10 protein-coding genes are annotated in these 12,532 nt (G+C 71.8%); 4 read left to right on the plus strand and 6 right to left on the minus strand.

Annotated elements, in window-relative coordinates; translation table 11 throughout:
* Positions 1-8 precede the first annotated feature (8 nt).
* Positions 9-2,228, minus strand: coding sequence for an APC family permease (locus ABH929_RS05445; protein ID WP_404560411.1), 2,220 nt, complete (start codon positions 2,226-2,228; stop codon positions 9-11).
* A gap of 130 nt (positions 2,229-2,358) precedes the next feature.
* Between ABH929_RS05445 and ABH929_RS05450 the strand changes: the two genes are divergently transcribed.
* Positions 2,359-2,778 (plus strand): MerR family transcriptional regulator, encoded by a 420-nt coding sequence (locus ABH929_RS05450; protein WP_404560412.1) that lies wholly within the window; start codon positions 2,359-2,361, stop codon positions 2,776-2,778.
* Between the two features lie 148 nt (positions 2,779-2,926).
* On the opposite strand, the gene ABH929_RS05455 is transcribed toward ABH929_RS05450, so the two are convergent.
* From ABH929_RS05455 to ABH929_RS05465, 3 genes are all read right to left on the minus strand, one after another.
* Positions 2,927-3,508: a PadR family transcriptional regulator gene (locus ABH929_RS05455; protein WP_205463931.1), complete on the minus strand. Its 582-nt coding sequence runs from the start codon at positions 3,506-3,508 to the stop codon at positions 2,927-2,929.
* Positions 3,505-4,380, minus strand: coding sequence for a DUF4097 family beta strand repeat-containing protein (locus ABH929_RS05460; protein ID WP_404560413.1), 876 nt, complete (start codon positions 4,378-4,380; stop codon positions 3,505-3,507). Before ABH929_RS05460 ends, ABH929_RS05455 begins: the two co-directional genes overlap by 4 nt.
* Positions 4,381-4,514: 134 nt before the next feature.
* Positions 4,515-5,168, minus strand: a complete 654-nt coding sequence (locus ABH929_RS05465) for a YitT family protein (RefSeq protein WP_404560414.1) — start codon at positions 5,166-5,168, stop codon at positions 4,515-4,517.
* Between the two features lie 61 nt (positions 5,169-5,229).
* On the opposite strand from ABH929_RS05465, the gene ABH929_RS05470 reads away from it, so the two are divergent.
* The 3 genes from ABH929_RS05470 to ABH929_RS05480 all read left to right on the plus strand — a co-directional run bounded on the left by ABH929_RS05470 (position 5,230) and on the right by ABH929_RS05480 (position 10,877).
* On the plus strand, positions 5,230-6,681 hold the full coding sequence (locus ABH929_RS05470; RefSeq protein ID WP_404560415.1) for a PLP-dependent aminotransferase family protein: 1,452 nt from the start codon (positions 5,230-5,232) through the stop codon (positions 6,679-6,681).
* Positions 6,682-6,787: 106 nt separating this feature from the next.
* Positions 6,788-7,471 (plus strand): DUF6518 family protein, encoded by a 684-nt coding sequence (locus tag ABH929_RS05475; protein WP_263091647.1) that lies wholly within the window; start codon positions 6,788-6,790, stop codon positions 7,469-7,471.
* A 40-nt stretch (positions 7,472-7,511) separates the two neighbouring features.
* Positions 7,512-10,877 (plus strand): efflux RND transporter permease subunit, encoded by a 3,366-nt coding sequence (locus ABH929_RS05480; RefSeq protein ID WP_404560416.1) that lies wholly within the window; start codon positions 7,512-7,514, stop codon positions 10,875-10,877.
* Here ABH929_RS05480 and ABH929_RS05485 read toward each other — a convergent pair.
* Together ABH929_RS05485 and ABH929_RS05490 are read right to left on the minus strand one after the other, a co-directional pair.
* On the minus strand, positions 10,874-11,170 hold the full coding sequence (locus ABH929_RS05485) for a hypothetical protein (RefSeq protein WP_404560417.1): 297 nt from the start codon (positions 11,168-11,170) through the stop codon (positions 10,874-10,876). The genes ABH929_RS05480 and ABH929_RS05485 overlap by 4 nt on opposite strands.
* Before the next feature lie 243 nt (positions 11,171-11,413).
* Complete coding sequence (locus tag ABH929_RS05490) at positions 11,414-12,424, minus strand: alpha/beta hydrolase (protein WP_404560418.1); 1,011 nt, start codon at positions 12,422-12,424, stop codon at positions 11,414-11,416.
* Positions 12,425-12,532: the final 108 nt, after the last annotated feature.

Below are 12,532 nucleotides of genomic sequence, written 5' to 3' on the forward strand. Positions count from 1 at the left end.
GTCAGATGCTACGACTCGTCGCCCCGGCGCGGCGAGGTCGGTACGAGCGCGTGCAGCTCGCCGGTGCACTGTGCGGGGTCGACGCCCTCGGCGGGACCGGCCGGACGGGTCGCGCGACGCGGCTGCAGGCTGTTCCGCTGCGCGGACCGGGCCAGGCGGTCGTCGGCGACACCGTCGACCGGCGCTCCGGCCGAGCCGGCGGCGGACCGGCGGAGCGGCGGCCGCACGGGCTCGCCGCGACGCTCCTGGCCGGGGAGCGGACGCGACCGGCGGCCGTACAGCAGTTCGGACGAGTCGAGCAGCCACGGCACCAGCGCGACGGTGACGCCGTGCACGAGCAGGAGCTTCTTGCGGATGCGACGGCCGCGGTGGTTGTGGAGCAGGCCCTCCCACCAGTGACCGACGATGAAGATCGGCGTGTAGACGGTGACGACCTCGGAGCCGTGCTCGAGTCGGTGCGCCTTGATGTACTTGATGAGCGGCATCGAGATGTCGCGGTACGGACTCGGCACGATGGTCAACGGCATCCGGATGCCGTACTCGGCCCACTGGTCGCGCAGGTGCTGGGCGTCGGCGTCGTCGATCGCGACGTGGACCGCCTCGCAGCTGGCGTGCTCGGCGGCGATCGCGTAGTCGAGGGCCTTGAGCACGGGCTTCTGCAGCTTGTTCACCAGCACGACGGCGTGGTCGCCGGTGGCGCCGAACTCGGTCTCGACGTCGGCCTCGATCTCGTGCGAGACGTCGCGGTAGTAGCGGTTCACGCCGAGCATGAGCACGTACAGGATCGGCATGATCAGGAACACGAGCCAGGCGCCGTGCGTGAACTTGGTGATCGTCACGATGACCAGGACGACCAGGGTGAACGTGGCACCGATCGCGTTGATGGTGCGGGAGCGCACCACCTGCGCGCGGTTGACGGACGGGTCGGCGGTGCCGGACCGGTCCGCGCGCAGCAGGCGCGTCCAGTGCACGACCATGCCCGTCTGCCCGAGCGTGAACGACACGAAGACGCCGATGATGTAGAGCTGGATGAGGCTGGTGACGTTCGCCCGGTACACCACGAGCAGCGCCGCGGCGACGAGCGCCAGCACGATGACGCCGTTCGAGTAGATGAGCCGGTCGCCGCGGGTGGACAGGGCCTTGGGGGCGTACGAGTCGCGGGCCAGGATCGAGCCGAGCAGCGGGAACCCGTTGAACGCCGTGTTCGCGGCGAGGAGCAGGACCGCGGCCGTCGTCGCCTGGATCACGAAGAACAGCACCGAGTTGTCCCCGAACGTCGCCGCGGCGATCTGGGCGATGAGGGAGCGCTGCGGGGTCGTGGCGCAGTCCGCGAACCCCTGCAGGTCGCAGGCGCGTTCGGCGTAGTGCACGCGGGACACGAGCGCGAGCGTGATGAGCCCGATGAACAGGACGATCGCGATGCCGCCCATCGCCACCAGGGTCGCCTGCGCGTTCTTGATCTTCGGGCGCCGGAAGGCCTGCACACCGTTCGCGATGGCCTCGACGCCGGTCAGGGCCGAGCAGCCGGACGCGAAGGCGCGGAGGAGCAGCAGGATGAACGCCGCCTGCGTGGTGTGCTCCACGTTGTCGACGGTGTACCCGGCCGACTCGGCGACCGGGGCGTGCCCGGCGGCGACCCGGACCAGACCGGTGACCACCATCACGAAGACCGACGCGACGAACAGGTAGGTGGGGATGGCGAACGCCTTGCTCGACTCCCGCACGCCGCGCAGGTTCGTGGCGGCGAGGAGCACGACGAACACCAGCGCGAGTTCGACGCGGAAGTCGTTCAGCATCGGCAGCGCAGAGATGATGTTGTCCACACCGGAGGCCACCGACACCGCGACCGTCATCACGTAGTCGACGAGCAGCGCGCTCGCGACGACCAGCCCGGCCTTCTCGCCGAGGTTCCGGTGCGCGACCTCGTAGTCGCCGCCGCCGGACGGGTACGCCTTGATGAGCTGCCGGTAGGACGCGACGACCACCACGAGCAGCAGCACCACGAGGGCGGCCACCCACGGCGCGAACGTCAGGAACGACATCCCGCCGAGCAGCAGGATCATCAGCAGTTCCTGCGGTGCGTACGCGACGGAGGACAGCGGGTCACTCGCGAAGATCGGCAGTGCCAGGTGCTTCGGGAGGAGCTGTCCTTCGAGCTTCTCGGAGGGGAGGGGATCCCCGATCAGTCGCGCTTTCAGCGACCGGACCTCGTTCGTCACGAGCGGCAAACCTACTCAGTTCCGGGCGGGAGTCAACACGGGTGCCCGGGCGGTCATTCCCCGCCGGTCGCGTGTCGTCGACTCCGCACCCCGATCACCCCTTGCGGTTGACGCCGCGTCAACCTCTACGGTGGGCTGCATGAGGGATCCGTCAGACATCGCCACCGCAGCTGCGAAAGCGCCCCACGGCATCGCCGACGTGGCGCGATCCGCCGGGGTGTCGAGCCGCACGCTCCGCCACTACGACGCCATCGGACTGCTGCCGGCCACCGCCGTCGGCCACGGCGGACTCCGCCGCTACGACGACCGGGCACTCGTCCGGCTGCAGCGCATCCTGCTGCTGCGCAGCCTCGGCCTCGGGCTGCCCGACATCCGCCGGGTCCTCGACGGCGAACCGGACGACGTCGCCGCCCTCACCGCGCACGTCGCCTGGCTCGAACGCGAGCGGGACCGCCTCGCCCGGCAGCTCGCCGCCGTGCGCACGACCATCACCAGGATCGAGGACGGGGAGCGTCTGACGGTGGCCGCCGCGTTGGACGGGTTCGCCTCCGTGCCGTGACGGAACCGGGTTCCGGTCACGACACCACGGATGGGCGTGGTGCTGTGTCCGGAACCTGGTTCCGTGGACGGGGCGGTGCGCCGGGCGCGACGCGGTGCGACGGGCGGCCGGGAGGCACGGGTCGCGACCGCCTGTCGGCCGCGGGCCGTCAGAGCGACTTGCGCAGGGCCTCCAGGCCGTCACGCAGGCGCGTCACGGTGTCCGCACGGAGCGTGCCGCGGGTCGCACGACGGCGCAGGTCCGCGCGGACCTGCTGCCGGAACGACGACAGCGCCATCTCGAGCTCGCGCAGGGCGCGGGCGCTCTCCGACGGGACCGAGACGGGGTCCTCGTGGGATCCGGTGCCGGGGCTCTCCGCCGACGCGGCGAGATCCGCACGGAGGGAGCGCATCGCCTCGCCGACCGAGGCGCGGACGCCGTCGGCCAGGGACTTCACCGAGTCGGCGACCCCGGACTCGACCGCGGCGATCTCGTCGGCGCGGGCAGCGAGTTCGCTGCGCCCGGCATCGGTGATCGCGTAGACGGTCTTGCGGCCGTCGGCGGTCTTCGAGACGAGGCCTTCTTCCTCGAGCTTCGCGAGCCGCGGGTACACGGTGCCGGCGCTCGGCACGTAGGTGCCGCCGAACCGGTCGCCGAGGGCCTGGATGAGCTCGTAGCCGTGCATCGGGTGGTCCGCCAGCAGCACGAGCAGGTACAGGCGGAGGTGGCCGTGGGCGAAGACGGGGCTCATGCGGGCACCTCGCCGTCGTCGGTCGGGACCGTCGGGGGTGCCGGGGGTGCCGGGGGCGCGGTCGGCTCGGCGGCGACCGGCGGGGCGTGCAGCACCGCGATGTCGCCGGACACCGAGTTCACGCGCAGGTCGAGCCACTGGCCGGCCAGCTCGCCGCCCTGCTTCACGTACGAGCCGCGCACGCCGCGGATCTCGGAGTCGTCGAACTGCAGCTTGCCGGACGCCGTGCTGACGGTGCACTGGTAGGCGACACCGTCCTCGAGCCGGACGCTCACGCCACCGGAGACCGTGTTGACCCGCGCGGACTCCGGCACGCCGTGCAGGTCGAGCACGACGTCCGCCGAGACACCGTCCGCCTGGAACCGCGGGATCTCGCCCGTGGCCACGACGTCACCCGAGACCGTGTGGACCGTCAGGGCGCCGTCGAGCTCGCGGATGGTCGTCGCACCGGAGACGGCGTTGACCGTGACGTCGCCGGCGACACCGTCGACGACGAGGTCGCCGGACACCGTGTTGAGCATCGCCCCGCGGTTCGTGCCGGACAGCAGCGCACCCGCCGACACGACGCCGAGGTTCACCGAGGCGTCGCGGGGGACCAGGATGCTGACGTCCGCCTGGGCCTTGCCGCGGAACGACTTGAGGAACCCGATGGGGTCGTCCCACCGGATCTGCGGGTGGTCGACGGTGAGCGTGTCGCCGTCGACCTCGATCTTCAGCTGCTTGCCGGACACGCTGTGGACCTCGACCCGGGCGGTGGGTTCGTCGTGTGCCACGACGTCCACCTGACCACCGACGAGTCCGACGCGGAGTGTGCGGACGATGCCGGTGTCGATGACCTTGGGCTCGTCGACGAGCCACTTCTCCTGTGCCATGGTGCTTCCTCCAACTCGCGATGTATCGCGTCTGTGGAGGTCACGCTATATCGCGACTCGACGCTCCGCAAGGGTGCCGGGCGGATGGTGAGCAGAAAAGGTCGGGTGGGGCCCGGTGACCCGACCATTCCTGCTCACGAAGCATGCGCGACGGACGTGGGGCGAGCCTCCCGGACGACCCGGCGCTCGGGGCTCCACGGGAACCGGCGGAAGAACGGCATGAGCGGCTGCACCATCGGGCCGATCGCGAAGGCGGCGATGACGGTGCCGGCGCCGACGTTCCCGCCGAGGATCCAGCCCACGACCACGACGGACACCTCGACCAGGGTGCGTGCGAGCCAGAGCGGCCAGCCGAGGCGCTCGTGCAGTCCGACCATCAGGCCGTCACGGGCCCCGGTGCCGAACCCCGCGCCGATGTAGAACGCCGTCGCGATGGCGAGCAGCACCAGTCCCGCGACGAACAGGGCGATCCGGGCGGGCAGCCCGGACGGCTCCGGCACGAGCCAGAGCACCAGGTCGGCGCTCGGCCCGATCGCGAGCGCGTTCAGCAGGGTGCCGATGCCGGGCTTCTGGCGCAGCGGGATCCAGAACAGCAGGATCACGCCGCTCGACACGACGGTGATGACACCGAACGACCACGGCACCACGTTCTCGAGGCCCTGCGTCAGGACGGTCCACGAGCTCACTCCGACCACCGCGCGGACCTGCAGCGCGGTGGACGCGCCGTAGAGGAACAGACCGACGAAGAGCTGGACGAAACGGAACGTGAGGGCGGTGCTGCGGGGCATGGGTTCATCGTCGATGCGGATTGGACTGCTGGTCGAGGGCCAATCGCGCTACCGTGGACCCATGACACCCGTGCTGTTGAGTGCTCGATCTGCTGCACTGCTGCTCACCGACTGGCGGGACGGCACCGACGCCCCCGCGTACGAGGCTCTGTCCGACGCCATCCGGGTCCTCGTCATCGACGGCCGGGTCGCGCAGGGCGTGCGGCTGCCGGCGGAGCGCGGGCTCGCGACCGCGCTCGGCATCTCCCGCACGACCGTGGCGAACGCGTACGCCCGACTGCGGTCCGACGGGTTCGTCGTGTCCGTCCGTGGCTCCGGCAGTGTGGTCCACCTGCCCGCGTCCCTGATCGGTCGACCCGACCCGGAACGGCTCGGCGGGGTGGTCGACGGCGAGCTGCTCGACCTGCGCAAGGCCGCGATGCACTCGGCACCGGGGGTCGCCGAGGCCGTGGAGCGGGCGGTGCGGCACGTCCCCGCGGCGCTCGCCGGCATCGGGTACGACACCGTCGGCGACCCCGGGCTCCGCGCCGCCATCGCCGACCGGTACACCGAGCGCGGACTGCCGACCGACCCGTCCCAGGTGATCGTGACGATCGGCGCGCAGCACGCCATCGCCCTGCTCGCGCGGGTGCTCGTCCGCCGCGGGGATGCCGTGCTCGTCGAGTCGCCGACCTACCCGCACGCGCACGAGGCGTTCCGCGAGGCCGGCGGACGGCTCGTCGGCGTGCCCGTCGACGCGCGGACCGGGTGGGACGCCGCCGCGCTGGAGACGACGCTGCGCCGGACCGCCCCGGCCGTCGCCTACGTCATGCCCGAGCTGCACAACCCGACCGGAGCGACCATGTCCCCGTCGACGCGCCAGCTCCTGCTGTCCGTCGCGGCGTCGGTCGGCACGACGGTCGTCGCCGACGAGACGATGGGTGAGCTGCGGATCGACGGCGCGCCGTCGCTGCCGCTGGCAGCAGCGGACCCGTCGGGGGCGTCGGTCGTGATGATCGGGTCGGCCGACAAGGTCTTCTGGGGCGGCCTGCGGATCGGCTGGATCCGGGCCGCGCCGGCGCTCCTGCAGCGGCTGCTCGCCGCCCGCCCGACGGGCGACCTCGGCACGCCCGTCCTCGACCAGCTGGTCGCGCGGGAGCTGGTCCCACGCACGGCGGCCGTCCTGGAGGCGCGGCGCGAGTCCCTGCGACAAGCTCGCGACGACGTCGTGGGCGCGCTCAGAGCGCGGCTGCCGGAGTGGGACGTCCCGTCACCGGCGGGCGGGCTGACGACGTGGGTGGGCCTCGGGCGTCCGGTGTCGAGTGCGCTCGTGCTGGCCGCGCGGTCCGAGGGCGTGGTGCTGGCGTCCGGGGGCGTGTTCGGCCCGGACGGCGGCTTCGAACGGTTCCTGCGGGTGCCGTTCACGATGGCGCCGGCGGACCGCGGTCGTCTGGTGGACGTGCTCGAACGGGCGTGGGCTCGGGTCGGTGGGGAGTCCGCCGGGGTGCGGGGGTCGCTCGCCGCGGTCGTGTGAGGGGGCGGGCGCGGTGCTCCGGGGTCATCCTCTGGGGTGAAGATGCACCCGCCATGTCGCTCCCGGGGGTGATGCGGCCCGGGGCGGCTGCGGCGATGCTGTTGCCATGAACGCGACCCTGTCCGCCGGTCCTCCGGCCGCTGCTGCGTCCCCGACGTCCTCGTCCGCGCAGCCGTGCCCGGCGGTGCCCGCCGTGGTACGCGTCACGATGGCCCTGAGCGGTGCGCTGCTCGCCGGTGTGCTGACCTCGTTCGGGCAGAGCGTGCCCGCGCTGTCGTCGGTCGCCAACTCGGCCGGCCCCTGGTTCCTCGTCGCCGTCGCGCTGTGCATCGGCGCCGGGGCCCGTGCCGGCCGGTTCGCCCTGCCGCTCGCGATGCTGCTCGGCGTCGTGCTGCTCGAACTCATGCACGTCGGCTACTGGGCCACGACGAACCTGCGCGGCTACCCGGACTTCCTGTCCGTCACCAACCCGTGGGTGCTGCTCGGCGTCCCCGCGGGGCTGCTCGCCGGTGCGGTCGCCGTGTTCGTCCGCTCCCGTGACACCCGCTGGCGCGCTGGAGCGTTCGGGGTCACCGCCGCGATCCTGATCGGCGAGGGGGTACGGGCGCTGCTGCAGGTGGTGGCCACGACCGGCCCGGTCACCTGGGTGGTCGAGATCGTCGTCGGCATCGTCGTGCTCGTCGTCGGGGTGGCCACCGCCCGGTCGTCGGTCGGCCGCGTGATCGCCCTCGGCACCGGGGTCGTCGGAGCCGTCGGCGTCCTCGGGCTCTACCTGCTGATCGGGGCCTGAACCCGGCCGCTCGCAGACGCGTCCTGCGAGGATCGATGACGTGCACCTCCTCTCGGTCTTCAGCCTCCGCAACCGGGCCCTCATCGCGCTCGTCACCATCGTCGTCGCGATCTTCGGCGGCATCGCGCTGTCGAACCTCAAGCAAGAGCTCATCCCGAGCGTCGAGTTCCCGCAGGTCGCGATCGTCAGCGCGTACCCCGGGGCGACGCCCGAGGTGGTGTCCAACGACGTCTCGACGAAGATCGAGCAGGCGATCCAGGTCGTCCCGGACCTCGAGTCCACCAGCGCGACCTCGTCCACCGGACAGAGCGTGGTGTCGGCGTCGTTCCAGTACGGATCGAACCTGGCGAGCGCCGAGGACAAGATCCAGACCGCGGTGAACGCGCTGTCGCTGCCCGACTCGGTGCAGACGCAGATCGTCACCGGGTCCTTCGACGACCTGCCGGTGCTGCAGGTCGCGGTCTCGGCGTCCGGCAACCAGGAGCAGCTCGTCGACCGGCTGCAGGCCTCGGCGATCCCCGACCTCGAGAAGCTCGACGGCGTGCGGCAGGCGGACGTCTTCGGCAACCCCGGCCGCCGGGTCGTGATCACGCCCGACCAAGACGAGCTCGCCGCCCGTGGCCTCACCCAGACGGCGATCTCGGACGCGCTCGACGACAACGGCACCCTGATCCCCGGTGGCACGATCACCGAGGACGGCTCGACGCTGTCGGTGCAGACGGGCGAGCGGATCGCGTCGCTCGATGACATCCGTGCGCTGCCGCTGACGAGTTCGTCGAGTTCGTCGGGTTCGTCGGGTTCGGACGGGGCCGGGTCCGCTGGTGCCGATGGGACGGCGTCCGGTGACGGTACGGCCGCGGGCGCGACCGGGACGGGTACGACAGGGAGCGGCACGGGTGCGACCGGTTCCGCGCCCACGGATGACGCCGCGACGGGCGGGTCCACGACCGCCGCCACCCCGACCGACACCACGCTCGGCGACGTCGCGAAGGTCGCGATCACGGAGTCGCCGCGCACCTCGATCAGCCGGGTGGACGGCGAGCAGGCCCTGACGATCTCGATCACGAAGACGCAGGAGGCCAACACGGTCGACGTCTCGAAGACCGTGCGCGACGCCCTGCCGGGAATCGAGGACAAGATCGAGGGCGATCCCCGCTTCACCGTCGTCTTCGACCAAGCGCCCTACATCCAGCAGTCGATCGACTCCCTGGCCGAGGAGGGGCTGCTCGGCCTCGCCTTCGCGGTGATCGTGATCCTCGTCTTCCTGCTCTCGTGGCGTTCCACGCTCGTCACCGCGATCTCGATCCCGACGTCGGTGCTCCTGGCCGCAATCGGCATGCGTGCCGCCGGGTACACGCTCAACATCATCACGCTGGCCGCACTCACCATCGCGATCGGCCGCGTGGTCGACGACTCCATCGTCGTCATCGAGAACATCAAGCGGCACATGGTCCCCGGTGTCGACCGCGGCCAGGCCGTGCGGGAGGCCGTGCGCGAGGTCGCCGGTGCCGTCACCGCCTCGACCCTGACGACCGTCGCGGTGTTCCTCCCGGTGGCCTTCGTCGCCGAACTCGTGGGGGAGCTGTTCCGTCCGTTCGCCGTGACGGTCACCCTGGCGCTCGTCGCGTCGCTGTTCGTCTCGCTCACCATCGTCCCGGTGCTCGCGTACTGGTGGCTGCGCCCGTCGAAGGTGAAGCCGGGCGAGGCGACGGCAGCAGCGGCGGCGGCCACGGACGCGGAAGCGGCAGTGGAACCGTCGGCGGTCGGTGCCGAGCACGATCGCCCAGACGGAGCGCTCGCCTCCGCCGCGGACCTGCACGACGCCGGCCGGGTGGACCGCCTGCGCCGCGTGTACCTGCCGGTGCTCCGGTGGGTCGTCCGCAAGCCGGTCGTCGTCATCCTGCTCGCCGTGATCGTCCTCGGCGGCACGGTCGCCACGCTGCCGTTCGTCACCACGAACTACCTCGGCGACTCGGGGCAGAACACGTTCACGGTCACGCAGGACCTGAAGGCCGGCTCCAGCCTCGCCGTCCAGTCCGAATCCGCGCGCAAGGTCGAGCGGGCGCTCCAGGGCGTCGACGGCGTCGAGACCGTGCAGACCACCATCGGCACGAGCGGCCAGTCGATCCAGGCGGCGTTCGGCGGTGGCGGCAGCGCCTCGGTGCAGTACGCCGTGACGACCGATGCCGAGGCCGACCAGCCGACGATCCAGGCCGACGCCCGGAAGTCGATCGCGCGGATCGACGACGTCGGCGAGGTCACCATCGCGTCCTCCGGCGGCGGGTTCGGCGGCAGCAGCGACATCGAGGTCGACGTGACCGCGCCGACCCAGGCGCAGCTCGAGACCGCGTCGCGCCAGGTGCTGAAGACCATGCAGTCGGTCCCGGACACGACCAGCGCGACGAGCAACCTGTCCGCCGCCGAGCCGTTCCTCGCCGTCCGGGTCGACCGTGCCAAGGCCGCGTCACTCGGCCTCACCGAGACCCAGGTGGGTGGCCTCGTCGCCGCCGCGGTCTCACCGCGGGACACCGGCAGCATCGAGATCGACGACGCGACGCTCGACGTCTACATCGCCGACCCCGAGCCGCCGACCACGATCGCCGCGCTCCGCGCCCTCGACGTCCCGACGAGCACCGGCACCGTCCCGCTGTCCGACGTCGCCTCGGTGGAGGAGTCCGAGGGTCCCACCACGGTCACGACGACGAACGCCGCCCGCACCGCCACGATCACCGTGTCGCCGGACGCCACCAACCTGGGGGCGGCCGTGCAGTCCGTCACGACCGCCGTCGACGAGCTCGACCTGCCGAAGGGCGCGACCGCCTCCATCGGTGGCGTCGCTGCCAGCCAGTCGTCGGCGTTCTCGCAGCTCGGCCTCGCGGTCCTGGTCGCGGTGCTGATCGTCTACGTGATCATGGTCGCGACGTTCCGGAGCCTGCTCCAGCCGCTGCTGCTGCTCGTGTCGGTACCGTTCGCAGCGACGGGCGCGATCCTGTTGCAGATCGCCTCCGGCGTCCCGATCGGCGTCGCGTCGCTCATCGGCCTGCTCATGCTCGTCGGCATCGTCGTGACGAACGCGATCGTGCTCATCGACCTCGTCAACCAGTACCGACGGCGCGGCTTGCGGGTGCGTGAGGCGTTGATCGAGGGCGCGACACGACGCCTCCGTCCGATCCTGATGACGGCGATGGCGACGATCTTCGCGCTGCTGCCGATGGCGATCGGTCTGACCGGCAAGTCCGGGTTCATCTCGCAGCCGCTGGCACTGGTCGTGATCGGCGGCCTGGTGTCCTCGACACTGCTGACGCTCGTGGTGCTGCCGGCGCTGTACTTCGTGGTCGAGCGGGCTCGCGAACGGCGGGCCGACCGACGGATGGCGAGCGAACCGGCGACGGGCGAGGCCGCCTAGCGGCGGTACTCGGCGTCGATCGCGGCGAGGGGCGAGACGGCGGGCCGGTCGGCACGCTCCTCGCGCTCGACGGCCCGGAACCACGACACGAGCACACAGGTCAGCGTGACGAGGAAGACGATCCCGGCGGCCTGCGCGAACACCGCCAGGTGCCCGGTCGCGGCCGCGTACCCGCCGAAGGCCATGGTGGAGGCGAACGACAGCCCGAGCAGCAACTCCGCAGAGGTCTGCAGCGCAGAACGGTCCCAGCGGGTCGCGGCGGCGCGTGCAGGGCGGGTCGAGGTGTCGGTCACCCCGGAAGTCTGCGACCTGCGGGCTGTCGGCAGTAGTCCCGACTCCGGGTGCCACCCACCCGGGGCACGCGGCAGAGGCCGTCCCCGCGAGCGCGCCCGCGCGTTCCCGCGAAAGCGACACTCTCCCGCCGAACATCGGCGGCACGACGTCGCTTTTGCGGCACGGACGGCCGCTCGTCGGCGAGGAGTGTCGCTTCGGCGGCACACAGCCCGGCCGCGGCCGTGCCCGCGCACGCCCGCGCCTCAGCCCAACTGGGCCCGGAAGAACGTCGCGACGCGGCGGCTCATCGCCTCGTCGAGCTGCGCGATCGAGTGCGCCGTCCCCTCGACCTGCACGAACGTGACCGGCACGTCGTGTGACCGGAGCGTCGCCGCGAACTCCTGCGACTCCCACAGCGGGATGAACTCGTCCGTCGAGTGCCCGATGAAGAACGGCGCCGTGTCCGAGGTGACGTGGTACTCCGGCGACGCCCGGGTGGCCGCTGGACAGTTCGCGTAGGTCCGGCATCCGAGGTAGAGCAGCTGCTTGCGCTGGAAGGACGCGGACACCCCGTCGGCCCGGGTCGAGCGTGACGTCAGGTTCGTGGGGCCGCTCAGGTCGACGACCGCACGGATCCGGTCGCCATCGGCGTACGCGGCGGACTCGTGGTCGGTCACCGCGAGCATCGCCGCCAGGTTGCCGCCCGCGCTCCCCCCGAACACCCCGACCCGCTGGGAGTCGACGTCGTACGTGGACAGCGTGGTGGGGCGGAACACGTAGTCGAGCGCTCGCCGGACGTCGTCGAGGCCGGCCGGGAACGGGTCGGTGGGGGCGAGCCGGTAGTCCACGTTGAACGTGACGAAGCCCTCGGACGCCAGGTACTTGCACACCGACCGGTAGGCGGCGGTGGCCTTGTCGCCGTGCGACCAGCTGCCGCCGTGGATCATCAACACCGCGGGCCGGCCGGTGCTGGCCGCAGCCTCGGCGGGGTCGGTGGTCGGGGTGGCGGACGGCGTCGCCGTGGGGGTCGCGGTCGTCTCCGGGGCGCTGTCGGCCGGCAGGCAGACGTCGAGTCGCTGTAGCGGAGCCGTGCCGTACGGCACATCCGCGACGACGTCGATGCCGTGGTACTGCAGGGACAGCGGGTAGATGACGCTGTCGGCGGTGACCGTCGCGTTCTCGTCGCCGACGGGGTCCGTGCTGCAGGACGCGACCGCGCCGAGCGCCACGACCGCGGCGACGAGCGCGAGCACTGTGCGGCGGCCGGACTTCATCGGTTCCACGGTAGCCGCACCCGAGGCCGGCCACGTCACCCCAGCGGAGGAACCCCGACCGCGCAACCCTGCAACCACGACAGTGCCAGGATGAGAGCAGGGGGCAGC

This window comes from Curtobacterium sp. AB7, assembly GCF_044909335.1.
Classification (GTDB): domain Bacteria; phylum Actinomycetota; class Actinomycetes; order Actinomycetales; family Microbacteriaceae; genus Curtobacterium.